General features: G+C 61.0%; 27 protein-coding genes and 1 pseudogene. 5 read left to right on the top strand and 23 right to left on the bottom strand.

Translation table 11 applies throughout. The features are described from left to right. Nucleotides 1-71: 71 nt before the first annotated feature. The gene (locus RLEG4DRAFT_RS54130) at nt 72-308 is read left to right on the top strand and encodes a hypothetical protein (RefSeq protein WP_003576349.1); all 237 of its coding nucleotides are present in this window, start codon (nt 72-74) and stop codon (nt 306-308) included. 102 nt (nt 309-410) lie between these two features. Here RLEG4DRAFT_RS54130 and rsgA read toward each other — a convergent pair whose 3' ends face one another. From rsgA to RLEG4DRAFT_RS38515, 3 genes and pseudogenes are all read right to left on the bottom strand, one after another. Next, nucleotides 411-1,433: a ribosome small subunit-dependent GTPase A gene (rsgA, locus tag RLEG4DRAFT_RS06805; protein WP_003576348.1), complete on the bottom strand. Its 1,023-nt coding sequence runs from the start codon at nt 1,431-1,433 to the stop codon at nt 411-413. A 64-nt stretch (nt 1,434-1,497) separates the two neighbouring features. Continuing rightward, complete coding sequence (locus tag RLEG4DRAFT_RS40730; protein WP_003576347.1) at nt 1,498-1,674, bottom strand: hypothetical protein; 177 nt, start codon at nt 1,672-1,674, stop codon at nt 1,498-1,500. A 230-nt stretch (nt 1,675-1,904) separates the two neighbouring features. Then, nucleotides 1,905-2,120, bottom strand: a pseudogene (locus RLEG4DRAFT_RS38515) (pyridoxamine 5'-phosphate oxidase family protein); the annotation flags it as partial. Between the two features lie 92 nt (nt 2,121-2,212). Between RLEG4DRAFT_RS38515 and RLEG4DRAFT_RS40725 the strand changes: the two are divergent. After that, complete coding sequence (locus RLEG4DRAFT_RS40725; RefSeq protein WP_171898185.1) at nt 2,213-2,365, top strand: DsbA family protein; 153 nt, start codon at nt 2,213-2,215, stop codon at nt 2,363-2,365. Between the two features lie 155 nt (nt 2,366-2,520). Here the strand turns inward: RLEG4DRAFT_RS40725 and RLEG4DRAFT_RS06800 are convergent, their stop codons facing one another. Genes RLEG4DRAFT_RS06800 through RLEG4DRAFT_RS06760 form a run of 9 tightly spaced genes read right to left on the bottom strand, consistent with a single transcriptional unit; the run spans nt 2,521 to nt 11,090 of the window. Then, on the bottom strand, nt 2,521-2,874 hold the full coding sequence (locus RLEG4DRAFT_RS06800; RefSeq protein WP_003576346.1) for a cupin domain-containing protein: 354 nt from the start codon (nt 2,872-2,874) through the stop codon (nt 2,521-2,523). Beyond that, nucleotides 2,867-3,535, bottom strand: a complete 669-nt coding sequence (locus tag RLEG4DRAFT_RS06795; RefSeq protein WP_003576345.1) for a cysteine hydrolase family protein — start codon at nt 3,533-3,535, stop codon at nt 2,867-2,869. Before RLEG4DRAFT_RS06795 ends, RLEG4DRAFT_RS06800 begins: the two co-directional genes overlap by 8 nt. Further along, complete coding sequence (locus RLEG4DRAFT_RS06790; protein ID WP_003576343.1) at nt 3,535-5,085, bottom strand: ABC transporter ATP-binding protein; 1,551 nt, start codon at nt 5,083-5,085, stop codon at nt 3,535-3,537. Before RLEG4DRAFT_RS06790 ends, RLEG4DRAFT_RS06795 begins: the two co-directional genes overlap by 1 nt. Before the next feature lies 1 nt (nt 5,086). Further along, complete coding sequence (locus tag RLEG4DRAFT_RS06785) at nt 5,087-6,142, bottom strand: ring-opening amidohydrolase (protein WP_003576341.1); 1,056 nt, start codon at nt 6,140-6,142, stop codon at nt 5,087-5,089. Beyond that, nucleotides 6,142-6,843 (bottom strand): biuret amidohydrolase, encoded by a 702-nt coding sequence (gene biuH, locus RLEG4DRAFT_RS06780; RefSeq protein ID WP_003576339.1) that lies wholly within the window; start codon nt 6,841-6,843, stop codon nt 6,142-6,144. Before biuH ends, RLEG4DRAFT_RS06785 begins: the two co-directional genes overlap by 1 nt. A 10-nt stretch (nt 6,844-6,853) precedes the next feature. After that, the gene (locus RLEG4DRAFT_RS06775) at nt 6,854-7,870 is read right to left on the bottom strand and encodes a formamidase (RefSeq protein ID WP_003576337.1); all 1,017 of its coding nucleotides are present in this window, start codon (nt 7,868-7,870) and stop codon (nt 6,854-6,856) included. Nucleotides 7,871-7,885: 15 nt separating this feature from the next. After that, the gene (locus RLEG4DRAFT_RS06770) at nt 7,886-8,812 is read right to left on the bottom strand and encodes an ABC transporter permease (RefSeq protein ID WP_003576336.1); all 927 of its coding nucleotides are present in this window, start codon (nt 8,810-8,812) and stop codon (nt 7,886-7,888) included. Further along, on the bottom strand, nt 8,812-9,942 hold the full coding sequence (locus RLEG4DRAFT_RS06765; RefSeq protein ID WP_003576334.1) for an ABC transporter permease: 1,131 nt from the start codon (nt 9,940-9,942) through the stop codon (nt 8,812-8,814). The genes RLEG4DRAFT_RS06770 and RLEG4DRAFT_RS06765 overlap by 1 nt, the downstream gene beginning before the upstream one ends. 20 nt (nt 9,943-9,962) lie before the next feature. Beyond that, complete coding sequence (locus tag RLEG4DRAFT_RS06760; RefSeq protein WP_003576332.1) at nt 9,963-11,090, bottom strand: BMP family ABC transporter substrate-binding protein; 1,128 nt, start codon at nt 11,088-11,090, stop codon at nt 9,963-9,965. 338 nt (nt 11,091-11,428) lie between these two features. Here RLEG4DRAFT_RS06760 and RLEG4DRAFT_RS06755 point away from each other — a divergent pair, with 338 nt between their 5' ends. Continuing rightward, nucleotides 11,429-12,121, top strand: coding sequence for a GntR family transcriptional regulator (locus RLEG4DRAFT_RS06755; protein ID WP_037093457.1), 693 nt, complete (start codon nt 11,429-11,431; stop codon nt 12,119-12,121). Nucleotides 12,122-12,188: 67 nt separating this feature from the next. Here the strand turns inward: RLEG4DRAFT_RS06755 and RLEG4DRAFT_RS06750 are convergent, their stop codons facing one another. Genes RLEG4DRAFT_RS06750 through RLEG4DRAFT_RS06740 form a run of 3 tightly spaced genes read right to left on the bottom strand, consistent with a single transcriptional unit; the run spans nt 12,189 to nt 15,248 of the window. Beyond that, nucleotides 12,189-12,986 carry an ABC transporter ATP-binding protein gene (locus tag RLEG4DRAFT_RS06750; protein ID WP_003576329.1) on the bottom strand — a complete coding sequence of 266 codons (798 nt, stop codon included), beginning with the start codon at nt 12,984-12,986 and terminating at the stop codon, nt 12,189-12,191. A gap of 11 nt (nt 12,987-12,997) precedes the next feature. Then, nucleotides 12,998-13,891, bottom strand: coding sequence for a nitrate ABC transporter permease (gene ntrB / locus RLEG4DRAFT_RS06745; RefSeq protein ID WP_003576327.1), 894 nt, complete (start codon nt 13,889-13,891; stop codon nt 12,998-13,000). Between the two features lie 58 nt (nt 13,892-13,949). Further along, nucleotides 13,950-15,248: a CmpA/NrtA family ABC transporter substrate-binding protein gene (locus RLEG4DRAFT_RS06740; RefSeq protein ID WP_003576325.1), complete on the bottom strand. Its 1,299-nt coding sequence runs from the start codon at nt 15,246-15,248 to the stop codon at nt 13,950-13,952. 449 nt (nt 15,249-15,697) lie between these two features. Here RLEG4DRAFT_RS06740 and RLEG4DRAFT_RS06735 point away from each other — a divergent pair, with 449 nt between their 5' ends. Beyond that, a complete protein-coding gene (locus RLEG4DRAFT_RS06735) occupies nt 15,698-16,087 on the top strand; it encodes a RidA family protein (RefSeq protein WP_003576323.1) in 390 nt (129 codons plus the stop codon). Between the two features lie 21 nt (nt 16,088-16,108). On the opposite strand, the gene RLEG4DRAFT_RS06730 is transcribed toward RLEG4DRAFT_RS06735, so the two are convergent. The 6 genes from RLEG4DRAFT_RS06730 to RLEG4DRAFT_RS06705 form a co-directional block, all read right to left on the bottom strand. Next, nucleotides 16,109-16,690, bottom strand: coding sequence for an NAD(P)H-dependent oxidoreductase (locus RLEG4DRAFT_RS06730; protein WP_003576321.1), 582 nt, complete (start codon nt 16,688-16,690; stop codon nt 16,109-16,111). Beyond that, on the bottom strand, nt 16,687-18,096 hold the full coding sequence (locus tag RLEG4DRAFT_RS06725) for an FAD-binding oxidoreductase (protein WP_003576319.1): 1,410 nt from the start codon (nt 18,094-18,096) through the stop codon (nt 16,687-16,689). Before RLEG4DRAFT_RS06725 ends, RLEG4DRAFT_RS06730 begins: the two co-directional genes overlap by 4 nt. 1 nt (nt 18,097) lies before the next feature. Then, nucleotides 18,098-19,411, bottom strand: coding sequence for a cytosine deaminase (locus tag RLEG4DRAFT_RS06720; protein ID WP_003576317.1), 1,314 nt, complete (start codon nt 19,409-19,411; stop codon nt 18,098-18,100). Next, nucleotides 19,411-20,253, bottom strand: a complete 843-nt coding sequence (locus RLEG4DRAFT_RS06715) for an ABC transporter permease (protein ID WP_003576315.1) — start codon at nt 20,251-20,253, stop codon at nt 19,411-19,413. The genes RLEG4DRAFT_RS06720 and RLEG4DRAFT_RS06715 overlap by 1 nt, the downstream gene beginning before the upstream one ends. Continuing rightward, entirely contained in the window at nt 20,253-21,077 is an 825-nt protein-coding gene (locus tag RLEG4DRAFT_RS06710) for an ABC transporter ATP-binding protein (protein ID WP_003576313.1), read from the bottom strand. Before RLEG4DRAFT_RS06710 ends, RLEG4DRAFT_RS06715 begins: the two co-directional genes overlap by 1 nt. Nucleotides 21,078-21,145: 68 nt before the next feature. Further along, on the bottom strand, nt 21,146-22,162 hold the full coding sequence (locus RLEG4DRAFT_RS06705) for an ABC transporter substrate-binding protein (protein ID WP_003576311.1): 1,017 nt from the start codon (nt 22,160-22,162) through the stop codon (nt 21,146-21,148). A 182-nt stretch (nt 22,163-22,344) separates the two neighbouring features. Here RLEG4DRAFT_RS06705 and RLEG4DRAFT_RS06700 point away from each other — a divergent pair, with 182 nt between their 5' ends. After that, nucleotides 22,345-23,295 carry a LysR family transcriptional regulator gene (locus tag RLEG4DRAFT_RS06700; RefSeq protein ID WP_003576310.1) on the top strand — a complete coding sequence of 317 codons (951 nt, stop codon included), beginning with the start codon at nt 22,345-22,347 and terminating at the stop codon, nt 23,293-23,295. 18 nt (nt 23,296-23,313) lie between these two features. Here the strand turns inward: RLEG4DRAFT_RS06700 and RLEG4DRAFT_RS06695 are convergent, their stop codons facing one another. Both RLEG4DRAFT_RS06695 and atzF read right to left on the bottom strand, forming a co-directional pair. Further along, nucleotides 23,314-24,111 (bottom strand): creatininase family protein, encoded by a 798-nt coding sequence (locus tag RLEG4DRAFT_RS06695; protein ID WP_003576309.1) that lies wholly within the window; start codon nt 24,109-24,111, stop codon nt 23,314-23,316. 259 nt (nt 24,112-24,370) lie between these two features. Continuing rightward, entirely contained in the window at nt 24,371-26,182 is a 1,812-nt protein-coding gene (gene atzF / locus RLEG4DRAFT_RS06690) for an allophanate hydrolase (protein ID WP_003576305.1), read from the bottom strand. Between the last annotated feature and the right edge of the window lies 1 nt (nt 26,183).

Here is a 26,183-nt window from a genome sequence, read left to right as displayed (position 1 = left end):
GGACTGCAAAGCGATTTGCATGAGCGGGACAGCGAGAGAAGCACGTCCACATCTCCTAAAGCAGGACCTTGATGAACGCGGATATGATAGCCGCCTGGGCGGTGGAAAACGGATTCCTTGCGATCGATTCCAGGAATTATCGTCGCCATGACAATGAAGGCGTGATCACGATCGAGATAAAGAGGATGTCATTTCTCCTCATCGATGAGAGGCAAGGATTGCGACCGCGCCTCATATCGCGGTTGTTCAAAGACATACCCCTTACGAGCGGAAGCGGCCGCTTTCAGGTTCCTCTTCTTGACCGCTAATACGATCACTGAATCCTGACGCGGTGATCCCGCCGAGCCAATTCATCAAGGCGGGGGATCGTGGCCCGCGCCGATGAGGCCCTGCTCAAACGCTCAAAACTTTCAATATTTCTTCTTGCGAACGATCTTGTTGCCACGGGGCCCGCTTAAGACCGGTGTTCGGTCGCGATTTTCTCGAAGGAGAGCCCGCCAACGTTCCAAGCGATCGGGGACCAGGGCACCGCTTGAGACAGCGGCCTGAACCGCGCACCCGGGTTCGTGGGCATGTGTACAATCGCGAAACCGGCAAAGCGGCGCCAGTTCGGCTATTTCCGCAAAGAGAGTGTCTATACCGTTGGTGACATCACTTAGGTAGAGCGTTCTTATTCCCGGGGTATCTATGACCCAGCCGCCGCCTGAAATAGCATGCAGCGATCGCGCCGTAGTAGTGTGTCGACCCTGCGCGTCGTATTCGCGGATAGTCCCGGTTTTCTGCTTTGTGTCAGATTCAGGCCCAGTCATGGTGTTTACCAGTGTCGATTTTCCGACACCGGAGGATCCCACCAGCGCAACCGTCTGGCCAACACCGCACCAGGGCCTCAACAGGGCAACGGCGTCCGCGGAGCGCCCGTTCACGGCGATGACAGGCAAGTCACGCTGCAGAGTCTCGGCTTGCGCCTGGAACACGCCAGCATCGTCGGCGGTGTCAGCCTTCGTCAGTACGATCACCGGGTTGCTACCGGCTTGGTTGGCCATGATCAGGTAGCGTTCCAGCCGAGCAAGATTGAAATCTGCGTTGCACGAGGTCACAATGAGTAGGGAATCGACGTTGGCGGCAAGAAGTTGATGGCCACGTCCGCCTTCCGAGCGTCGTTGAAAGACGCTTTTTCGCTCGAGACGGCCGACAAGCATGTCGGTAAGCGGATCCACAAGAACCCAGTCGCCCACCGCGTAGTCAGCACTGTTGGAGTTGGCTGGAAGCGTCAGTCCGACGGGCCCCGTGACATCGATCGCCTCGATGCGCGCCCGGTGAACTGATGCGATCCGTCTGGGGACGAGGTGTGCTTCGCCGGTTTGGACCTGATCCGCGAAGAATTCAGACCACCCTAGCAGTTTCAGCGATGAAGAAAGGTTGGAACTGGTCAATTTTCGTTCCGCATTCGGTTAGGCTGCCATAAAGGATTTTAGATCATTTTCCAGGGCTTCTCGCCTACCTGCGTGGATGATCGCGTTTTGGCAACGAGGTTGCGTAAGCCGCAGCCTCGCCGGAATAGGGGAAATCATCTCCGAGCTGACAATCGCCGTTGTAGACCTTGAAGACCGGCCCATCAACTTCAACAATCTTATAACCGTTCACGTATTCAATCTTCGGTGTTTTCCAACCCATCAAGCTCTCCAGTCTGGTCCGAGATTTCTGTACTCTGAAAATGATGCCCGACAGTTCATGCTCAGCGGCCAGTGATCTATCGGGTGTTTAGCCATGGGACTAGCATGCCGGCTGCGGGCAGAGCTAGAGCCCTTTGGGGTTACGGCTATTCCAGCCGTCCTCGGCAAGACCAATCTTTTCCGCTGTGGAGGCGATCCGAAAAGGTGCCCGAGGCGGACTTGTCGTGTCCATCATTGTGCTCCAAGTGCGTTGAACCGAGCACGTAATTCTGCATTCTCTTCTTCCAGTTGCGTCAACCGGTCACGCAAGAGTGTTACCGCCGTCTCGATTTCCGGTTCGGTGTAGCAAGGCGTGATATGCTGCGGGCAATTCCAATCGAAGGCCTCCAGTCTGAGCCGCAAAATCCGCTCCGCCTTTGCTCGATAGCTGGCGTCGAAAACTATGTCCCGATTGAGCGTCTCGCTTCTCGTCGCGCTCGCCGCAGAACTCAAGCTCTCACCAAATCGCACTGCGCGACGCCTTAGCGTCCGGTACTTTTGTGGAAAAGGTCCGGGAGGATTTCATCGGCGGCGTTCGAAGCGGCGTCAATGGTACGCCGACGTTCTTCATCAACGGGGCGCGGCACGACGGCCCCTACGGCGGCGGCGCACTTTTATCGGCGATTAATGAGGCAATCCTCGCCGCCGCTTGAGCGATGCTCGTCGGCTGAGGACGGCGGTCGTCGATGCCTTATCGCTCTAATTGGCATCGCAATCAGATGCCCATCGCAAGGAACCATTCACATGATGTTAGCTGCCAGATTGTCCCAGCAGACTGTCACCTGACCACCGGTGCCGGGCGCCGAATTCATTCTGCTTCCTCTCCCAGTATGGTCACAGGCCGATCCCATTGGATGAGGACGACACAACCGGTGTCGCTCCAGACCGAGTGTTCGGTGCCAGATGCGTTGACCACATAACTGCCGCGGCCGTAGTCGCCCGTTTCGTCGGATTGAACGCCATCAAGGACGAGAATGGTCTCCAGCCCCTCATGCCGATGGCGGGGGACGCCGGCGCCGGCTTCGTATTTCAAGAGCGCGACGCCCGGCTGATCGCCCTCAAACGGTCGGATCCAGTGGATCGTCACCTGATCGCGGAAGGGGCCGAACTCCAGATCCCTCCAGCCACCCGAGGTCAGCAGTTCACGGGTGGTTTCAGGCATGGGCGATGCTTTCCAGGATGTCGTCGACATGGGCCGTCCAGCCGACGATCGCCCCCTGGGCGCGGATCATGGCGATTGCTGCGGCCTTGAACTCCGGAAAATAGCTTTCCGTCGCCTCCTCGGCGAGCAGGCATTCGTAACCGCGGTCGTTGGCCTCACGCATGGTTGTCTGCACGCAGACCTCGGTCGTGACGCCGGCAAAGACGAGCTGCGTGATGCCTTTCTGCTGCAGGATCGCATCGAGCTCGGTCGCGTAGAAGCCGCCCTTGCCGGGTTTTTCTATGACCGTTTCGCCTTTGATCGGAGCAAGCTCCGGCAAAATCCCGGTGCCGGGCTCGCCGGAGATGAGGATACGGCCCATGGGGCCTTTGTCGCCGATGCGAAGCGCGGGATTGCCACGGTTGCGTTTCGCCGACGGCAGATCCGAAAGATCGGGCCTGTGGCATTCCATCGTGTGGATGACCGGCAGCCCGGCATAACGGAAGCCCTGGATGAGCCGTTTGACGTCAGGCACAATCCGGGTGATTCGGCTGACGTCGTTGCCGAGACTGGCGCCAAAGCCGCCGGGCTCGGCAAAATCACGCTGCATGTCGATGACGATAAGCGCGAGCTGATCGTGCTTCACCGCAAAGGCGAAGGGTTCGGCTTTGATCTTCACCATCAGTGATGCCCTGCCATATGCGCGCCGATCACGCCGATATCGGCCGACCGTGCCGGTGTCTCGTAAACCAGCTTGCCTTCGGAAATGACGATGATCCGGTCGGACATTTCGAGCAACTCGTCCAGGTCCTCCGACAGCAGCAGCACGGCGGTGCCGGCATTGCGGGCGCGCATGATGCGGGCGCGAATTTCGGCGACGGCGGAGAAATCAAGGCCGAAGCAGGGATTGGAGACGATCAGCAGATCGACTTCTCCCGTCAGTTCACGGGCGAGCACGGCGCGCTGGACGTTGCCGCCTGATAGCGCCGCTATCGGCGAGGACGAAGACGCGGTCTTCACCTTGAAATCGGAGATCAGCGAGGTGGCGCTCTTCTTCATCCGGCCTTTGTTGAGCCAGATCGCATCCTTGCCATCCTCCTTCAGGTCGAAGGTGCGGAAGGCGAGATTCTCGCTGACGGTCATGCGCGGGGCGCAGGCATTCTGCAGCGGTTCCTCCGGAATGAAGCGGACATTGTTCCGGCGCGTTTCCGGCCGCGTGGCGCCATAGGCTTCGCCGTTCACGCTCACCATGCCCGTGACGGCGGGGCGCTGGCCGGCGAGGATTTCGGTCAGTTCCTTCTGGCCGTTTCCCGAAATGCCGGCAATGCCGACGATCTCGCCGGAGCGGACCGTCAGATTGTCGATCTCGATGGTCTTGAGGCCGGATCGATCCGGCGCCTTGACGCGCTCGACCTTCAGCACCGGTTTGGCCGTATCGCCGACCGCTACGCGGGTGTCGAGTTCGGCAAGCTTGACGTCGCCGATCATCATGGCTGCCATATCCGATGTCGAGAGGTCGCCGACCCTGCCGGACCCGACAAGCTTGCCGCGGCGCAGGATCGACACTGCGTCGGCGAATTTCGTCACCTCGTGAAATTTATGGCTGATCATTAGCACCGTCAGTTCGCCGCGTTCGGTCATGGCGCGAACCAGGCCGAGCATTTCATCGGCCTCGGCAGGCGTGAGCACCGACGTCGGCTCGTCGAGCACGAGGAAGCTGCGGCCGAGGTAGAGCTGTTTGACGATCTCCAGCTTCTGCTTTTCGCCGGCGGCAAGCTCGCTCACCGGCCGGTCGAGCGGAATCTGAAAGGGCATACGCTCCATGAAGGCCGCGAGGTCCTTGCGCTCCTTTGCCCAGTTGATGATGGCGGGCACTTCGGTGCGGCTGATGACAAGGTTTTCGGCGCCGGTCAGCGAAGGCACAAGGGTGAAATGCTGATAGACCATGCCGAGGCCATAGGTCGCCGCATCCTTCGGCGAGGCGACGGCGACTTCGCGGCCGTCGACCGAGAGCGAGCCAAAGGTCTGGTGATAGAAGCCCATGATGCATTTGACGAGGGTCGACTTGCCGGCGCCATTTTCGCCGAGAAGCGCATGGAAGGTGCCGGCCGGAATGTTGATCGAGACGTGGTCGAGCGCGGTGAAGCTGCCGAAACGCATGGTCATATCGAGCGTCTCGATGCCGACGGCCTTGCCAGCTTGCGGGAGAGGCGTATCGCGGACGGTGCTCACTTCATTGCTCCTTTTCGACGATGATGGCGACAGGACCGCCGCCGGGCGGCCCCTGGTGTTCGGCGCCGCCGGACACATAGAGATCGGTAATGCCGAAGATGCCCGCGAGAACGCCGCCGACGAAGGCACGGGCATGGCGGGTGCCGGCGATATCGGAGTCGTCGAGCATCGTGTGACGCCGGCCGCCGACCCTGCCGGACGGGTCCGGCTCGGCCTTGGCGAGAACCGCCGCCAGCCGGCTGTTTTCCGGCAGGCGTTCGCGGGCTTTCGTGACGGAGAGCGCGTCGATCGCATCCCGCATGACGGCGTGGTCGATCGACAACGGACCGGACCATTTTGCGCTCATGCCGAGGACGATGATCTCGTGATCGGTGAGTTCGACGCCGGCTGATGTCGAGGCGCAGCGGGAAAAGAGATCGAAACGTGTGCAGATGTCGGCATCGCCGATCGATGCCGCATCGACCTCGCCGAGTGCTACGGCGACGCCGAGAGCCGAAGCACCGCGCGAGAGGCCCATGGATTTCAGCGTGTCGCGGGTTGCGACCGTCCTGCCTGCGCCCTCGGCCTCGGCAATCCGGCGCGAGGTGAGCAGCGGGCACTTGATCTGCACGAAATGGACATCGGCGGGATCATCGATGCCGGCATCCTTCATCGCGGACCTCACGCCTTCGGCAACGAGCAGGATCTGTTCCCGCCGCCCGAGATGTTCAAAGGGCAGCGCGGGGGTACGCGACACACCAATGGCCAGCGCCCGTTCGCCCGGGACCTCTACGGTTTCACGCGCAAAAACCGTCCAATGCGGCGAGAGCGCACCTTCGGTGCCGCCGGACATGACGATCGAGACACCGTCGACGCCATGCCTGCCGAACAATGTCTCGAAGCTGCGCGTGGCATATCCGCGAGTAAAATCATTGACGCAGCCGTTGCCTTCCGTCTTGCCGAGAACGGCGACGACATTGTTGGCCGGAAGGCCGCCGGCAAAGAGCGCCTCGACGCCGGCGACGTCATCGGGGCCGTCGGCCGGCACGCGAAAGACATGGGCACGCAATGACGGCATCAGGGCAGCGCCTCGACCAGGGCCGCGGAATTGGAGACCGAGCCGAATACCCCGCCCTGCATCTTGACCATCTTGATGGCGGCGAGGTGATTGCCATAGTCGGTGGCGCCGCAGCAATCCTCGAGCAGCAGGCATTCGAAGCCGCGGTCGTTCGCCTCGCGCATGGTGGTGGAGACGCAGACATCGGTGGTGATACCGGTCAGGATGATGTTTTCGATGCGCTTCTGGCTGAGGATCAATTCCAGATCGGTGGCGCAGAAGGAGCCCTTGCCCGGTTTGTCGATGATCACCTCGCCCTCGATCGGGTAGAGCTCCGGGATGATGTCCCAGCCGGGCTCGCCACGGGTCAGGATGCGGCCGCAGGGACCGGGATCGCCGATGCCGGCGCCGATGCGCTGCGAGCGCCAGCGCTTGTTGGCCGGCAGGTCGGCGAGATCGGGGCGATGGCCTTCGCGCGTGTGGATGATGTGATAGCCCTTGGCGCGCATCATGGTCAGTACCTTCTTGATCGGCTCGATCGGCGCCTGGACCAGCGACAGGTCGTAGCCCATGTGATCGACATAGCCGCCCTTGCCGCAGAAATCCGTCTGCATGTCGATGATGATCAGCGCTGTATTCTCCGGCCTCAGATCGCCGTTATAGGGCCAGGGATAGGGGTCGGCGTTGATATAGTGCCCTTTGGTCTCGACCATCGCGTCCATCCTGTCTCTCCTATTCGCCAGCAAGTTTGAATGTCTCGCCATAGCGGCGCACCGGCCTGTCGAAGCCGCAGGACGTGCCGTCCGTCACCTTGACCTCGTCTTCCCAGGGCAGGCGATATCGCCCGGCGACGAGGTCGTGCATGTAGGTGTAGGGCGCGTCGCCGGCGCCGCCGGAAACGGCGACGTAGCCGCGATGGCCAAACTGATAGATGTTGTTCTCGACGCCCCATCCGCGGCGCGCCTCGCGCGCGAGGTCGGGTCGAACCTCGGCGGTAATGATCTCGTTGATGCGGCCCGATGTGCCATGGGCGATGATCGTGCCGTCGAAGTTGCAGATCATGCCTTCGCCCATGCTGTCGAAAGTGCCGTCCGTGCCGCACATGCAGACGCTGGCGGTGACCATAAGATTGCAGAAGGCGTTCGACTGGTTGGTGAACTTCCAGCTCTCGCGGATCGGCGCGGTATAACCGGCGGTGCGGATCATGATTTCGGCACCCTTATAGGCGCACTCGCGCGCCATCTCGGGGAACATGCCGTCATGGCAGATGATCAGCGCCAGCTTGGCGCCCTTCGGACCATCGATAACAGGGATGCCGAGATTACCGGGCTCCCAGGGCTCGACCGGCACCCAGGGGTGCATCTTGCGGTAATAGAGCTTCAACTCGCCGGTATCGTCGATGACGATGCCGGAATTATAGGGCATGCCGCCGGGATTGAGCTCCATGATCGAGAAGCAGCCCCAGATGCGGTTGTCGCGGCAGGCCTTCTTGAAGGCCGCGACCTCCGGGCCGTCGAGCGTGCACATGATTTCGGGATTGATGTCCATCGACAGGCCGTGCAGGGCATATTCCGGGAAGACAACCAGATCCATGCCCGGCTGGTTGCGCCGCGCTTTGCCGACCAGATCGACGATCACCTGGGTCTGCCTGTTGAGATCAGCTTTGGTGACGGTATTCGGCAATTGCAGCTGGACGAGGCCGATGCCGACACCATGCTCCGATTTGTTCAATCCGCCGAGGCCGTTCATGGCGTCTTTCCTTATTTATTTCGTCAGCGACAGCGCGCCCGGCGCGCCTGACAGCGAGCGGGTGGGCGAGGAGGTGGCGATCATGATCACGAGGGTGAGCACGTAAGGTGCGGCGTAGAAGAGGTAATAACCTTGGGTGACGCCGACCGATTGCAGTGCAGGACCAAGCGCACCGGCGCCGCCGAAAAGCAGGGCGGCGAGGAAGCAGCCGATCGGGTTCCAGCGAGCGAAGATGACGAGCGCCACGGCCATCAAGCCCTGGCCGGAGGAGATGCCCTCATTCCAGGAGCCGGGATAGTAGAGCGACAGATAAGCGCCGCCGATCGCCGCCAGCGAACCACCGACGGCGGTTGCGAGAAGGCGGACGAGATCCGGATCGATGCCCATGGCGCGCGCCGCATCGGTGCTGTCGCCGACAACGCGCAGGATCAGGCCGATGCGGGTGTTCTTGAAGGCCCAGCGAAGCACGAAGGCAAGCACCGCGCCGATCACGAAGAGCACGTTGATGTTCAGGGCCGCCTGGATCTGCGGCATATCAGACCAGAAGCCGAGCGGGATCGCCGGCAGATGCGGTGCGGCCGGCTGGATGAAGGACTTCCCGAGAAAGAAGGCAAGGCCGAGGCCGAACTGCATCATGGCGATGCCGATGGCGATGTCGTTGACCTTCGGCCATTTGCAGATCCAGCCGTGGACAAGGCCGAAGACCGCGCCCGTCGCCATGGCGGCAAGGACCCCAAGCCAGGGCGAATTGCTCATCACGGCGACCGCATAGGCTGTCATGGCGCCGAAGACCAATGTGCCTTCGAGGCCGAGATTGATGCGCCCGGAGCGCTCGGTGATCGTCTCGCCGAGGCTGACGAAGATAAAGGGTGTCGAAACGCGGATGGCGCCTGCAAGGATGGCGAGGGGCACGCCCCAGAGGCCGATACCTGTCTCTTCCATCAGAGGCTCCTTTTCCAGAGGTCGGGATTGAAGATCTTGAAGCGCCCGTAGAAGGTCTCGCAGAAGAGGATGACGATGAAGAGCGCGCCCTGAAGCACCAGCACCGTTGCATCCGGCAGACCCATGCGGCGCTGGATGAGGCCACCCGAGGCATCGATACCGCCGAGCAGGATCGCGACCGGGATGATCGCCAGCGGATTGTGCCTGGCGAGGAAGGCGACGAGGATGCCGGTATAACCATAACCTGCCGCGAGCGAGGCATTGGCGCTGCCCTGGACGGCTGCGACCTCGACCATGCCGGCAAGCCCGGCGAAGCTGCCGGCAATCGCCGTAAAGCCAGCGATCAAGCGACCGACGGGCAGGCCCTGGATTTGGGCGGCGCGGACATTGCCGCCGGCGATGCGGGCGGCGAAGCCAAAACTCGTCACCTCGATCAGGATCCAGGAGAGGATGCAGGCAACGATGCCGATGACGAGGCCCCAATGCACGTCCATGCCGGGAATGTTGCCGAGCATGTATTCCGGCGGCAGTGGTTTGGTCGACGGTTTGTTGAGGCTTGCGGGATCGCGCAGCAGCCCCTCGACGAACTGGTTCATTAGCGCAATGGCGATATAGGCAAGCAGCAACGAGGAGATGGTTTCGTTGACGCCGCGGTAATGGCGCAGGAAACCGGCAAGGCCGATCCAGATGCCGCCGATCACCATGGCGGCGATGCCCATCAGCATGAGCGCCACGAGCGGCGGAAGCGTGCCGACGATCGGCAAGGCGATCGCCGCCGCCGCAACGCCGCCCAGCACGACCGCTCCTTCCCCGCCGATGATGACGAGGCCGAGACGGGCGGGCAGGGCGACGCAGAGCGCCGTCAGGAGAAGGGGTGCGGCGCGGCTTAAACTGTTCTGGACGGAAAACCAGCTGCCGAAGCCGCCGGTATACATCAGCTGGAAGAGGGTGGCCGGCGACTTGCCAACCGCCAGGATGAAAAGGGAGAAGAGCGCCAGACCAATCAGGATGGCCGCAAGGCCGATGACAACAGGTTCGGCTCGCCGCGCGATCCATTCGAGAACCGGGCGCAACGAAAAAGCCTTTTCTGAAGCAATTGATATTGCGGGATCATTGGCCTCGACGGTCATGGCGCTTCTCCCTTTCCGGTTCAGGCCGTGGATCCGACGACGCCCTCGACCAGATAATCCATGCTTTCGAGCTCGATCGCACCTTCAGGATAGCTCTTGTCGGCGGTGACGACGGTGTTGCCCTTGTTGTCCTTCAGCGGTCCCTTGAACACCGAGAAGCCGCCCTTCATCATGTCCGCGTGGGTGGCTTCGAAGACCTTGCGCCCCTCCTCGGAAACGCCGGGGCCGAGCGCGCTCATTTTCACGAAGCCGTCCTTTAGGCCGCCGCGGACGAAGTTTCCGAGCTTTTCGCCGGCCTGCGCCTTCTTGACGAAGTCGCTGTAGACATTGCCCCAGGCCCATTCCGCGCCGGTCAGGTATTTCTCGGGCGCAAGCGGGCTCTGGTTGGCGTGGTAGCCGCAGACGAAGGCGCCACGGCCGGCGGCCGTCTCGACCACGACCTTGGGGCTATCGACGTGGCAGGTAATGACGTCGGCCCCCTGATCGGCCAAGGCGTTGGTGGCTTCGGCTTCCTTGACGGCGAGCGACCACTCGCCGGTGAAAATCACCTGGCAGGTGATGGCAGGATCGACCGAGCGGGCACCGAGCAGGAAGGCGTTGATATTCTGCAGCACCTGGGGAATCGGCTTGGCGGCAACGAAGCCGATCTTCTTGGTCTTCGTCGCATGGCCGGCGGCAATGCCGTTCAGATACTGGCCCTGATTGATGTAGCCAAAGTAGGATCCCGTATTGGCGGGATGCTTGCCTTCCTGCCAGAGGCCGCCGCAATGGCGGAACTGGATGTCAGGATATTTGGCGGCCATGGCGAGCATGTGGGGGTCGAAATAACCGAAGGAGGTCGGAAAGACCAACGTCGCCCCGTCGAGATTGATCATCGATTCCATCGTCTTCTGAACGTCCACCGTCTCTGGAACGTTCTCTTCTTCGACGACGGTAATGCCGGGCAACGCCTTGACGGCGGCAGCGCCCTCGGCATGCGCCTGGTTATAGCCATAGTCATCCTTGGGGCCGACATAGATGAAGCCAACGGTGAGAGCGGTCTGCGCAAATGCGGGCGAGGAAAGGAGACCGGGCGCCGTGCCGACGAGAGTGGCGGCGGCGGAAGCCTGGAGGAATTGGCGTCGATTCATAGAAAGGAGTCTGGTCATCGGAATGCTCCCCTGACGGCATTCTTGCCGTTTTCAATTGGTTACGGAAAAGTGTATGCAATGGTCATGCCAAATTTTATTCTATTGAATTTATGAAAGAAATCTTCGGGCACGCCAGCCGGGACGGAGAAGTGCATGCAATTTAATCTTCGGATTAGATCAAAAAATATGCAGCGCCTATAATTTTACCGAATATTTGCTTTGTGAGCTAAAGGGGCCGCGTGATTGAATAGTGAAAAATGCGAGTCTTTCAGCAAAATCAAAGATATATACTGAGGTTTGACTTTGTCTGCTCGAGCAGGCATGTGTATGCAATCGCAACAATGCAGAACCATTCCTTGAAGCAAGTCAGACGCAGAGAAATCATCAGGGCAGGGACGACCGTCGAGCAGATGGTGCGGGCGATCGCCGATATGATCGTCACCGGGCAGATGTTGCCTGGCGAGAAGCTTGATGAAGTCTCGCTGGCTGCCCGTTTCGAAGTATCGCGCACACCGGTGCGCGAGGCGCTCCGTGAACTCGGAGCGATGGGACTCGTCGACCGGGAGCCGAACCGCAGTGCTGTTGTCACCAATGTGAGCGAGACCTATCTGCATTCGATGTTCGAAGCGATGGCGGAACTCGAAGCGATCTGCGCCAGGCTCTCGGCTGAGCGAATGACTGTGGATGAGCGGCGCACGATGGAGCTGGAGCACAAGGCATCGATGAAGCTCGTCCATGCCGGCGCGCAAGAGGAGTATTCGGCGCACAACACGGAATTTCACACCCGCCTTTATCGCGGCGCGCATAATGATCATATCTTCGAGATGGTGACGCAGACGCGGGCACGGCTTGCCCCATTTCGACGGGCGCAATTTCGGCTGCCCGGCCGCTTGGCAAAGTCCTACGAGGAGCACGGCCAGATCGTGATCGCGATCATGCGAGCGAACGGTAGCGCTGCCGCGCGGGCAGCCTATTCCCATGTGGGGATGGTCAGCGATGCGAGCGCGGTGTTTGCAACAACCGGCGAGGCTAGCGCGCGAAGTACCTAGTCATGCGCGCGCGCTCCGTGACAACGAAAGCCACGGCGGCCACAACCACCCCGGCTGCCCTTTGCATCTACTCCGCAGCCTCAATGAAACGGTGGCGTTCGTAAAGGAACTTCAACACGGCTTCGCGGCATTTCAGATATGTCCAGTCGGAGGCGAGTTCGATGCGATGGCGAGGACGGGACATGGTCACATCGAGGACTTCGCCGATGCGGGCGGCCGGGCCGTTGGTCATCATCACGATCCGATCGGACAGCAGCACCGCCTCATCGACATCATGGGTGATCATCACCATCGTGTTGCCAAGCCGGGCATGGATCTCCATCACCGCGTCCTGAAGATGGGCGCGGGTCAGCGCATCGAGCGCGCCGAAGGGCTCGTCGAGCAGCAAGATCTTCGGCTCCATCGAAAGCGCGCGGGCAATGCCGACGCGCTGTTTCATACCCCCGGAAATTTCCGAAGGCCGCTTATCGCTCGCATGCGCCATCTGTACGAGATCGAGATTGGCCATGACCCACTCATGCCGCTCGGCCTTGGTCTTTGTTCTACCGAAGACCTTGGAGACGGCGAGATTGACGTTCTCGTAGACCGTCAGCCAGGGCAGCAGCGAGTGGTTCTGGAAGACGACCGCGCGTTCCGGACCCGGTTCGTTGACCTCGCGGTCCTCAAGCAGCACGGCGCCTGCGGAAACCGGGGTCAGGCCGGCAATCAGATTAAGCAGGGTGGATTTGCCACAGCCCGAATGGCCGATGATCGAGACGAATTCGCCCGCGGAAATCGTCAGGTTGATGTCCTTCAGGACTTCGGCGCGCACGCCGCTGCTATCGAAATGTTTGTCGATATGATCGAGCTTGAGATAGGCATTCATCGGGACGTTCCTTAATTGGCGGTGGCGCCGCGAGTGATAAGTTTGCCGAGTGCTGCCACCAACTTATCGAGGGCAAAGCCGACGATGCCGATATAGGCGAGCGCTACGATGATGTCCGGCAGGCGCGACGAGTTCCACGCGTCCCAGATGAAGAAGCCAATGCCGACGCCGCCGGTCAGCATTTCGGCTGCGACGATGGCGAGCCAGGATAGGCCGACGCCGATCCTGAGCCCCGTGAAGATGTAAGGCGCTGCAGAAGGCAGCATGATCTTCCAGAAAAACTCGAACTGATTGAGCCGCAGTACCTCGGCAACGTTGCGATAGTCCTGTGGGATATTGCGTACGCCGACGGCAGTGTTGATAATCACCGGCCAGATCGAGGTGATGAAGATGACAAAGATCGCCGAGGGGTTGGAATCCTGGAAGGCTGCGAGCGATAGCGGCAACCAGGCGAGCGGCGGAACCGTACGCAGCACCTGGAAGATCGGATCGAGACCGCGCATTGCCCAAACCGATTGGCCGATAATCGCCCCGATGATAACCCCGGTGACGGCGGCAAGGCCAAAGCCATAGAGCACGCGTTGCAGCGAAACGAGCACGCGCCAGCCAAGCCCGATATCCTGGGAGCCGTTGTTGAAGAACGGATAGGCGATCAGGTCGTAGCTATCCTGCCAGACCCGATGCGGCGAGGGCAAAGACGCATCCGGCGATGAACAGAGCACCTGCCAGACGAGCAGGATGAGTGCCATTACGACGGCTGGCGGAACGACGTTGCGAAACGCGGCGATTGCCGCACGACGAAAATCGATCCGTGATCCGTGCTTGGCGGAAAACGGCAGAACCTTTGCCGCCGGCTTGGCAGCGGCGGCAGTGGAGAGATTTTCTTTGTTTGCCAGGGCGGGCATCGACGTGCTCCTCACGGGAATGAAAGGCCGGCCCGCCGCTGGCGCGCCGGAGGCGAGATCACGAGACGGCCTTGATCGAAAGGCTGTCGAGATAGGCGGAGGGATTTTCGGGATCGAAAACCTTGCCGTCGAAGAAGGTCTCCTTGCCACGGGAGGACGATGCGGGGATGTCGGCTGCAGCAACACCGAGATCCTTGGCGGCCTCGCGCCAGATGTCCTCGCGGTTCACCTGGTTGACCAGCGCCTTGGTGTCGGTCGTCGCCGGCAGATTTCCCCAGCGGATATTTTCCGTCATGAACCAGGTGTCGTGGCTCTTGAACGGGTAGGAGGCACCGTCTTTCCAGAACTTCATGTAGAGGTCGGTGGCCTTGGCTTCGCGTCCGTTGCCATAATTGATGTCGCCCTTGAGGCGGCCGAGCACGTCCTTGGTCGGAACGTTGAACCATTGGCGCTTGCCGAGGATATCGGCCATCTCCGCTTTGTTATCCATGCTGTCGCACCACTGCTGAGCCTCCATGACAGCCATCAGCAGGGCCTTGGCAGCAATGGGATTCTTTTCGATCCACTCGGCGCGGAGCCCGAGCGCCTTTTCGGGATGACCCTTCCAGAGCTCGCCGGTGGTCGCCGCGGTGAAGCCGATGCCTTGGTTGACGAGCTGCTCGTTCCACGGCTCGCCCACACAGAAGACGTCCATGTTGCCAACCTTCATATTGGCAACCATCTGCGGCGGCGGCACGACGATGGTCGAAACGTCCTTGTTCGGGTCGATGCCACCGGCAGCGAGCCAGTAACGGATCCAGAGATCGTGGGTGCCGCCCGGGAAGGTCATGGCGGCCTTGATCTCCTTGCCTTCCGCCTTCTTTTTCTCGAAGGCGGCTTTCAGCTTGGAGGCATCGAGCTGCACGCCGGTCTCGGCATATTCCTTGGAGACGGAAATGCCCTGGCTGTCGAGGTTAAGCCGGGCGAGGATCGCCATCGGCACCGGCTTGTTGTTCTGTGTCACCTTGCCGGTATGCATGAGATAGGGGAGTGGCGAAAGAATATGGGCACCGTCGATACCATTGGCGGCACCGCCCAGCACCAGATTGTCGCGGGTCGCGCCCCAGGATGCCTGTTTGGCGACGTCCGTTTCCGGAAGGCCATGTTTGTCGAAAAAACCCTTTTCCTTAGCGATGATCAGCGGCGCGGAATCCGTCAGAGCGATAAAGCCGAGCTTGAGGCCTTTCACTTCAGGGCCCGCACCGGCTGCAAAAGCGCCGGACGGAAAGGCAGTCTTGACGGCGCCGATGAGGGCAGCCGTTGCGGTCGTCTTGAGCATGCTGCGGCGGGTTATGCCGATGGTGGAATTCTTCGTCATGTGCAGGTTCCCTCTGCTGGCCGAATTTGGACACAAAAAAACGCCGCCGGAATGCGTCCTCGGGAATGGAAGTATCCCGGATGGCAATCCTTGCGACGTCGGTGTCTTGTGTAAGCGCTTATGCCGCGCCTATCTGCAGCGGTCGTCGTTGACCGATGCAGACAGGAGGCTTGCAATCCGCGTGCCAAATTTCCAAAAGTCGAATAACCTCATGAACAGAAAGGAGAAATACTGGAAATTTTGAACTGCCCGTTTATTGGGCAGCGACAAAATATGCTAACCATTTATGCGTCTGTGGTTGCGCCTGGGTTTTAAACAGCGTTATATTTATGCACCGCACAAAGTTGCAACGTCGGAGAAGCTTGATTGGTTGGGAGTCGAAAAACCGCTATCAACCCATCCCCGCTCTCGTTTTCCCGCGTCGTGTTCGGCTTGAAGCAGGAGATCCGATGAAGAAGGTTTTCAATCCGCCCTCGGTCCGCCGTCCGTTCGGACATTATAATCATGGGTTACTTGTGCCGCCGGGCGCTTCGCTGCTCGTCACCTCAGGTCAACTCGGCATTGGTCTCGACGACGAGGTTCCGGAGGATATCGGCAAGCAGGCTGAGCTATGTTTCGAAGCGATCAATGCCATTCTTTCCGATGCGGAGATGAGTTTTGCGGACGTCATCCGCATTTCCGGGTTCGTGACGAATAGGGAGGACTTCCCGGCCTATATGGCGGTGCGCGATCGCTATACGCTCGACCCGAAACCCGTCTCGACCTTGATCATCGTCGGCGGGTTCACCCGACCGAATTTCCTCGTCGAAGTCGAGGTCACGGCCGCCAAACTGTTCTGATTTCCGCTGGCGCGATGCGCTTCAGAACCGTTCCATCGACCTCTCCACCTGCGCCAGAAACCTTGCCCGCGTTTCAGGCGTACAGTTGTTCATATCGTAATGAGCAAGAAAGGTGACGGGCCGCAGCGGGTTGATCTGTGCTCTCAGCACACGTTTGACGATCTTCTTCGGCGGGTTGCCGGCGGCAAAGGCGCGGAACGGCGTTGCGCCGTAGGTCAGCACGGCGGCAAGCTTGCTGATGTGGCGCAGCCGCGATTCCACCTTGCCGTCGACAAGTTCGAAGGAGACGCCGGGAAGCCAGACGCGGTCGAAATAACCTTTCAGTATCGCCGGGAAACCGAAATTCCAGATCGGGGTGACCAACACCAGCCCTTCGGCCTGCTTCAGCCGCTCGACATAGGGCTTCACCAGTTCGGTATTGCCGGGATAGTCGTGATAGGCGAGCCGGTCATGGCGGGACAACACGGGATCAAAGTTCTCGGCATAGAGGTCACAGCCATCCACTTCGTGCCCGGCCTGTTGAAGGCTTTCCAGCGTTTGTTTGTAAAGCGCCTTGCCGTAGCTCTCCTCGACCGGATGCGAATGCAGCACCAGAACCCTCATGAGGCTTCCATGACGCTCGCAAGGCCGGGGAAGAGATAGTTCTTGCCGGCATTGAAATCGAAGTCTGGGTTTTCCCAGGCGATCATCTTGCCGGGGTTGAGCAGCCCCTTCGGGTCGGTCTCGTGCTTGAAGGCGAGCTGCACCTTGTCGGTGCGCTTCATCCCGCCTTCCTCCAGTGTGTAACGGTGCGGGTTGAAGATCGGGCAGCCGTGGTCCTGATGGATCTTGATGATCTCCTCGAGACGCTCCTCGGTGGTATAGCGCACCAGCGGCAGGCCGGAGCATTGGATCTGCCCGTCGAACTTGATGAATTCGAGATGGCCCGGCACCTCGTCGCCGAATATCTCCACCATCTTGGCGACTTTTGCGACGTGATCCGGCCCCGGATACTGTACCTGCAGATAGGTGAAGCCAGGATCGACTTTCAGCGCGCGCAGCGTCGTATGATTCCAGGCAAGCTCATAGGCATGCGGAATGCCCTTCATGCTCTCGACCGTGTCTGAGCGGAAGATCACCTCGCCCTTATGGGCGGAGGTGAAGGCGAGGAAGGCATCCATCGAATGCGGGGCGATCATCAGCACCGCCACCGACTGTCCCTTGCGGATATAGGGCTTGTGACGGGTGAAATAGTCGTGCGGGATGGGGGCGGCGATCGGTGCGATCTCCTTGACGAGAATGCCGTTGCACTTGGCGAGCGCATCGCAAAAGCGCACGCAGGTCATGAAGTCGTCATAACCAACGAGCACGTCGACCCAGTCATAGGCGGGCGCCAGCGGCATTTCGATCTCGGTGATGATGCCGTTGGTGCCGTAGGCGTGGCTGACCTTCTGCAGGTCCCAGCCTGTGAGATCGAGCACGCGCGGCTCGGCCTCCATGGTGACGACGCGCAGGCGCAGGATATTGCCGAGATCGCGCAGTCCGCCCCAGGTGATCGAACCGACGCCGCCGGAGCCGCCGGCGATGAAGCCGCCGACGGTCGCCATTTGCGCCGTCGAGGGGTGAAACCGCAACTCCTGGCCGGAATGCGCCTTGGTTTGCTTGTCGAGCTGGGCAATGACGATGCCCGGCTCGCAGATCACCCGGCCAGGATGGATTTCCTTGATCTTGTCCATGGCGGCAAGGTTCAGCACTATGCCGCCGGAAAGCGGCATGGCCTGGCCGTAATTGCCGGTGCCGCCGCCGCGCGGGGTGACCGGCACGCCGTGCGCGAAGGCAACCTTCAGCGTCCGGATCACCTCTTCCTCGTTTTTCGGCGTGACGACGAGATCGGCCGTCACATTGTCGAGCTGCGCTTTCAGGATCGGCGAATACCAGTAGAAATCGCGGCTCTTTTGGCGCACGAGCGCCGGATTGTCTTCGATGGCGATGCCTTCGAGTTCTTGTCTGATCGTCTGATAATCCGGCATGTCAGGCTCCAACGGTGCTGTCGAGTTCACGATAGTCCGGCAGGCTGCGGTCGATCACCTTGCCGCGGCGAAGCACGACGCGGTCGGACTGCGGACGGGAAAGAAATTCGCTCCAGCGCCTGGCGCTGAAGAGCACGAGATCGGCCGCAGCGCCAACGGCAATGCGCCCCATATCCGGCCGGCCGAGAATATCGGCGGGCGAGGTGGTGACGACGCGCGCGGCCCTATCGAGGGGATGATCGAGATGCAGGATGCGCACCGCCTCGCGGAACACCTCGACCGGGTCGAGATCGCCATAGGCATAGAAGGGATCGCGCGTGTTATCAGAGGCAACAGCGGTGGCAACGCCGGCCGCGGCCAGTTCCTTGAACAGGGTGACACCGCGCCAGCGCGGTGTTCGGCCAGGATAGCGGTCCTGCAGATACATGTTGCACATCGGCAGCGAGACGATCGAGAGCCCGGCTTCTGCGACGAGCTCGACGGTGCGTTTTGCCGTCGCCTCGTCCTGGCGGGCGAGCGAGCAGCAATGGCCTGATGTGACCCTGCCGTCGAAGCGGTTGCGCAGCACGGCCCGCGCGATCGCCTTCAGTGTCTCGGCGGCAGGATCGTCGGTTTCGTCAACATGCAGGTCGACGTCGAGCCCGTTGTCGGCCGCCGCTCTGAACAGCGTGTCGAGCTGGCTATCGAGATCGGGGCTCATCCGGGTGACGCCGCCGATCAGCCCGCCCTTGTCTCGGACCACGCTGACGAGATCGGCGAAATAGGCCGTGTCCACCATGTCTTCCGTCGGGAAGAGCGCCACTGCCTGCAGCGCGATCCTGTCCTTCCAGACCTCGCGCAGGTCGGCGAAGACCTCGAAGGAAATGCGGTGTTGCGGCGCCAGCGAATCGAGATGGGTGCGGATCAGGCTGGTGCCGTGCGCATAGGCCGAGCGCAACGAGAATTCCATGCGCTTCCTGACATCGGCGGCCGACCAATGCGCTTCGCGGTCGGTGCGCACCGCCTCCAGCGCGCCCATGAAGGTGCCGTCCATATTGGCGTTGCGCGGCCAGATATGGCCCTTGTCGAGATGGGTATGCATATCGGCGAAGCAGGGCCAGACCATGCCGTCCTTCAGATCGGATCTGGCAAATTCCACCGGCGCTTCGCCCGGCGGCAGCACGGCGGAAACGATGCCGTCGGTGATGACGATATCGGCTTTGACCAGCCCTTCGACAGCGGGCGCGTCATAGCCTGCGACGGCAACGGCCGGCAGCGTTGCGTTGCTCAGCACGAAGCGGCCGGCGTTCGGCGGCGAGATGAAGGAATAAGTCATCAGTTTTCCCGTTTCAGGCTGCTCTCGTGCCAACGGTGCAGGGCGAGCCAGGAAATAAAGGAGGTGACGGCAAAGATTGCGACGCCGAGCAGGGAGAGCATCAAGAGCGCCGCAAAGAGCCGCGGAATGTTCAGCCGGTACTGCGCTTCGAGGAGCCGGAAAGCCAGACCGGAGCCGGCGCCGGCCGAACCCGCTGCAAATTCCGCGACGACGGCGGCAATCAGCGCAAGGCCGCCGCCGATCCGCAGCCCGGTCATGAAATAGGGCTGGGCCGCGGGCAGCTTGAGAAAAAGCAGCGTCTGCCAGCGGGAGGCGCCGTAGAGTTCGAAAAGGTTGATGAGGTTGTGGTCGACGCTCTTCAGCCCCTGGACCATATTCGAAAGGATCGGAAAAAAAGCGACGAGGAAGGCGCAAATCAGCAGCGCCACCTGCGTCGACGGCGCATAGATCAGGATCAGCGGCGAGATCGCCACGATCGGCGTCACCTGCAGGATGACGGCAAGCGGATAGAAGGCGAGTTCGATCCAGCGCGACTGCACGAGGAAGATCGCAAAACCGACGCCGCCGACAAGCGCCAGCATCAGCGACAGGAAGGTGATCTTGGTGGTGACCCAGAGGGCAGGGGCAAGCGTGCCCCAATCGGTCACGAAGGCGCTGGCGACGGCCGCCGGCCCGGGCAGGATATAGGGCGGCACGCCGGATAGTTTCACATAGGCGTACCAGACCAGGATCAGCAGGGCGATGACCAAGAAAGGGATGGAAATGCGCAGGGCCAGATCGCGGCGCGCTGCGCTGGCAGTGCCTTGAAGGGGTGGCGGCTGTGCATTGGTTTCGTCGCTCATTAATGGTCTCCCGCCGAGTTGATCGCCCCGATCAGCGAATACGAGACGGTCTCGCAGGCCTTCCGGTATTCTTCCGAGCTGCGGTAATGCGCGTCGCGTTCGAGGCTGGTGGTCAGCGGAACGTCGGCATGCACGCGGCCCGGCCTTGCCTTCATCACGACGATGCGGCTCGAGAGATAGGCGGACTCGAAGACTGAATGGGTGACGAAGATCACCGTGATGCCGGTTGTCTTCCAGAGCCGCAGCACGTCGTCGTTCAATTTCTGCCGGCTGATCTCGTCGAGTGCCGCGAAGGGCTCGTCCATCAGCAGCAGCTTCGGTTTCGTCACCAGCGCGCGGGCAATCGAGACGCGCATCTTCATGCCGCCGGACAGTTCGCGCGGATAGGCCCTGGCGAAATCCTGAAGGCCGACGGTCGTCAGGACTTCCATGATTTGGTCACGCGCCGCTGCTTTGGAAACGCGCCTGAGCCTCAGCGGCAGGTGGACATTGTCGAAGACGTTTTTCCACGGCATCAGCGTCGGCTCCTGGAAGACGAAGCCGATATCGCCTTCCGGCAGGCCGCTGGAATTGATGCGTGAACTCGGCCAGTCGATCGCGCCGGACGTGACGTCACCGAGACCGGCAATGATGCGTAGCGCCGTCGACTTGCCGCAGCCGGAAGGGCCGAGCAGGCTGACGAACTCGCCGCTTTCGACGGTGAGCGACATATTCGAAAGCGCCACCGTTCCGCTGGAAAAGACCTTCGAGACCTCGCGCATGACGACCAGCGGTCGCTTGCGTGTCTCTTGCGGGGATAGGGCCTGGGCTTCTGCTAAGGGCATTGCCTGTCTCGTTCACCAGGGGAGGATGCGATCCGCCGCATCTGCGGCGGACCTCGGAGGCGTCTGGCCTACTTCTTCAGCGCAACGCCGGTGTTCTTGCAGACGAATTTCGTCGTGAACGCCTTGGTGTAATCCGTCTCCGGCTTGAACACCTTGATACCAACCATTTCGGTGAAGAACGCCTTGTAATGCGCATCGGTGATGCAGCCGATGCCCTTGTCGAGGCTGTCGCCCGATTCGATGATGCCGTATTCCTTCATCTTGGCGATGGAGTAGGCGATCTGGCCATCGGTCATCTCGGGATTGTCCTTCTTGATCAGCGCGTTCGCCTTGCTGTTGTCACCGTAGAGATAGTTGTACCAACCCTCGATCGAGGCATCGACGAAGCGCTGGACGACGTCGGGCTTGCTGTCGATCATCGCCTGCGTGGTGGTGATCATCGTCGAATAGGGGGAATAGCCGTTATCGGCGAGCAGGAAGACTTTCGGCTCGAAGCCGGCCTGCTTCTGGATCTCGTAGGGCTCGGAGGTGAGGTAGCCTTGCTGCGCCGACCCCTTGTCGGCGAGGAACGGCGCCGGGCTGAAATTATAGGGCTTGTACTGCTCGTCCTTGAAGCCCTTGAAGTTTGCCTTCATCCACTCGAAATAGGTGAGATAGCCGTCCTTGCCGAGAAACAGCGTCTTGAGCTTGGCGAGATCTTCGAATTCGTCGATGCCGGCATCGGGGTGGGCGATCAGCACCTGCGGGTCCTTCTGGAAGATCGCCGCGACGTCGACCAGCGGAATGCCCTGTTCGACGGCTGCGATTTCGCCCTGCGGCCCACCCATGTAGAAATCGATTTTTCCGGAGATCAGCAGCGCGCTGTTGGCGGCGTTGGGGCCGCCCTGGACGATGGTAACGTCGAGGCCGTGTTTGGCATAGGTGCCGTCGGCGACCGCCTGGTAGAAGCCGCCATGCTCGGCCTGCGCCAGCCAGTTCGTGCCATAGCTTACCTTGTCTGCCGCCTGCGCCGAGACGGCAGCGCCAAGGCCGATACCAAGGCTGACGACTGCGGAAAAGACCGTATTCTTTTGTGCAATGCGCATGATCAGCGTTCCCCTTCTGAGTTCGCGACGCCTGTGGCAACGTCGGATTTTCTTCATAGGACCGATTGCTTTGCTCTTTGAAAAGCATCAAATTTCGTGCGCAATGATGCCTTTTCGGCATCTCAAGCGAAGCCTGTGCCTAATTTGTGCTTTGTGCTGTATTTTTATGCAAAGAGGTCGCGATGCTGCATTCCAGAAAGCTTCTCTACATCAATGAGATCGCCCGCGCCGGCTCGATCCGCAAGGCGGCGGCGCGGCTGAATGTGGCGTCTTCGGCGATCAACCGCCAGATTTTGGCGCTGGAGGAGGAAATCGGCGCGCCGCTCTTCGAGCGCCTGCCGCGCGGCCTGCGCCTGACGGCGGCGGGTGAACTCTGCATCGAGCATATTCGCGAGGTGCTGAAGAATTACGAGCGGCTGGAGGGCCGCATTCGCAGCCTCAAGACGCAACAGGCCGGCAAGATCCGCCTGGTGACGACGGTGGGCCTGGCCGCCGGTCCGCTACCTGAGATCATCGCCCGGTTCCAGTCGGAGCATCCGCGCGTCTTCATGCAGCTGCGCAATGATGCGGGGACGATGACGGTCAATCCGGTGCTGTCGGGCGAGGTGGATATCGGCTTGGGTTTCAATATTCCGGCAACGCCTGGCATCCGCACGCTCGGCAATTTCGACATCCCGATCGGCGTTGTGCTGCCTCCCGGCCACCCGCTGATTGCTTCGGGTCCGATCAACCTGGCCGATATCGTCCAGGAGCGCCTGGTATTGGCGCAGCAAGGCACCAGCCTGCGCGACGTGATCAATCTGGCGATGGCGCGCCTCGACGTGCACATCGAGCCTGTGCTGGAAACCAATGCAGCGGAGATGCTAAAGAAGCTGGTTAAAGCGGGGGCCGGGGTGACGATGCTGAACCCGCTCGACGTGATCACCGAATGCCGGCAGGGCGAGCTGGTCTTCCGGCCGATCGCCGAGCCGCATGCGCGCCACCAGACGATGAAGCTTTTCGCCCGCGCGCGCACCCCGCTCGATTCCGCCACCAGCCTGTTCGTCGAGTATCTCCTGGCGGAGTTGGCCGGCCTGGTGCAGGAACTGCAGGCAAAGGGGCATATCGCGATGGAAAAGTCCGTCGCGGTCTGAGCCCTTTTGCGGACTGGCCTATTTCGAATAAAGATTGGAAAGCGGATAGCGTTTCAGGTCGTGGAGCAGCTCGACGAAACCCTTGACCTGGTGGCGGCAGATCGCTTCACCCTTTTCGACAGTCCCGAGCGAAGCGTTGCCGACGACGCCGTTCGCATTGAGGTCATGGGCGATCCAGGCGAGCGAATGAGGGGGCAGCGGCTGAATGTATTTTGATTGTTCACGCATCCATTCCGCCTTGGACGTGAAGTTCTCCGCCTTGTCCATCCGCACCAGGTCTGGGCGAAAATAGAGCATCAGCGACGTTTCCACCTCGCCGCCATGGATGCCGTATTTCATCTCATGCTCGCCGATCATGCCTTCGGGATGGCCGAAGCGGCCCCATTGCGTCGACACGACCGCCATCTGGTAACGCACACGCAGCTCACGCGCCACGATGCTCATGATATCGACATTGCCGCCATGCGAATTGACGATCACCATCTTGCGGATGCCGGCTTCGGCAACCTTGGCGCCGATCGCGGTCCAGACCGGAATGAGCAGCTCCGCGGAGAGGGACAGCGTGCCGGGCCCGTAGATATGTTCGTTGGCCTTGCCAATCTCCTGTGTCGGCAGGACCAGAAAATCGAGGTCGACCGGCTTCTGCTTTCGCAACTCGGCCAGCATGCCGTTGGCGATCGCCACGTCGGTGGCGATCGGTAGGTGCGGGCCGTGCTGTTCCGTCGAGGCGATCGGCAGGATGGCGATGGTGGTGTCGGGCGAGAGTCCGGCGAAGTCGGAGCTATTCAGTTCGTTCCAGTAGAATGGCATTGCCATCGCTGCGCCTCGCGTTGCTCATCACGCAGGAGTAGGGAAAATTATTGCGCGCGAAAAGCATCAATTTGCGCCCATACCGATGCCTTTTAGCGTCTGGTAAAGCAGCTGTCGTCCGCTCAAGGCGCGGCTCATCGAAAGCGCAGCAGACACGCCGGTTATCGCGAGTGCTTCCCCGCCCATATCGCGCCGGACCTGGCAATCAGCCCCCTGAGAATGAGCTGCATTGTCATTGGCAAAAGTTTCTGCATCCCATCTCCCTTCAGGCTATCGGACTGCTGGCGCTGATATAGTTGCGCCAGCCACCGAACTCGGTGATCTCTCGCCCACCGGCGACGGCATGACCCTCGCAAAGAAATCCCGTAAGGCAACTCCCATCGTTCAGGGTGATCTTACCCACGCCAAGCGGCGCCGGAATGTTCTGAACGAAACTTGCGAATGCCGTCGGTGGGAGCGCCCAGACTTCGATTTCCACGCCATTGCCCGTAAAGCCCGGATCGCGAACCAACCCCGGTTTGGGCGGGACGGTGCCATGGAGGGCAAAAAGCCGATAGCTGCCATCCGTCCGAGCTGTTTTCAACCTATATCCGCCCGCGCGCGTCAGCTCGTGGTTCAGCGGCATATCCGTCAGATGCGCGCCGACAACCACGATCGGCATGAAGTCATCGGCGGGAGGTTTAACGCGGCTTGCCTCCGGCAAGGCGACCTTGCGGTCCTTACCCATGCCGGCATTCGCCGCCCGGTGCATGGCATCGGCGAAGGGGGCAAGCGCGTCATCGGTGAAGGCGGGACCGATCAGGGTCACGCCGGCCGGGAGATGACCGTTGGCGTCGAAGCCGATCGGAACGGCGATCGCCGCGCAATCGAGCAGATTGACGAAATTGGTGTAGCGGCCGAAATGACCGTTTTTCACAATCGGATCCGCCATCATTTCTTCGACCGTGTAGGTGGTCGGCGAGGTGGGCAGCATCAGGATATCGACCTTTTCCCATTCCTTCCCGGTCTTTTGACGCAGCGCTTCGAGCTTGTACCGGCCTTCGAAAGCGGCGACCGCGTCATAGGCTTTCGCGCCCTCGATGATGATGCGAACCGTCGGGTCGAAGTCGGCGGCATTGGTGGCAAGGAAATCCTTCACCGCCGCCAGCCGTTCGGCGACCCAGGGGCCGTTGTAGAGCAGCTCTGCCGCCTGCCGGAACGGCGCGTAGTCGAAGGGAACGATCGTGGCGCCGAGTGCGCGCGCTCTTTCGATCGCGGCGTCATAGAGAGCCTCGACGTGGCTGTTGCCGAAGAATTCCCGTTCTGCTCCGTCGAGCACACCGATCCGCAAACCTGAGACGGGCAGGCAGGAGGCAACCGCCTTGCGCGAAAACGGATCGGCGGCATCGTAGCCCTCCATCACCTTGCGGATCGCGACGCCGTCACCCACCGTTGCAGCAAAGACGGTGACGACATCAACGCTGCGGCATGCAGGCACGACGCCGACATTCGGCACCAGTCCCGGTGTCGGCTTGATGCCGACGAGATTGTTGAAGGCAGCCGGTACGCGTCCGGAGCCCGCCGTGTCTGTGCCGAGCGCGAAGCTTGCCAGGCCCGAGGCGACGGCAACCGCCGAGCCGGAACTCGAGCCGCCCGACACATAGTTCCTGTCGAAGACCGAGCGCGGCGCGCCATGAGGCGAGCGCGTGCCGTTGAGGCCGGTCGCAAACTGATCGAGGTTGGTCTTCCCGATCACGATCGCGCCTGCAGCCCGCAGTCTTGCAACGACGGTTGCGTCACTCTCGGGATCATAGGCGAAAGCGGGGCACGCGGCCGTGCTCGGCAGCCCCTCCACATCGATATTGTCCTTGACGGCGAAAGGAATGCCCCAGAGCGGCAGGCTGTTCGGCTCAGGTGCCCGCTCCATCAGCGCGCGTGCTTCGGCCCGCAGTGCTTCATCAGGCGTCGGCGTGATGAAGATTGCAGGATCCTCCGAGGCTGCGCGACGGACAATGATGGTCTCGACAAGGTCGAGCGGGGTTTGGCCGGTAGAATAGGCTGCGCGAAGGCTGGTGAGATCAAGAATGGTCGGCAGCATG

This window comes from Rhizobium leguminosarum bv. trifolii WSM2297 (genome assembly GCF_000271845.1).
Note: the sequence above shows the minus strand (reverse complement) of the source record. Positions and strands in the feature narration are given on the sequence as shown.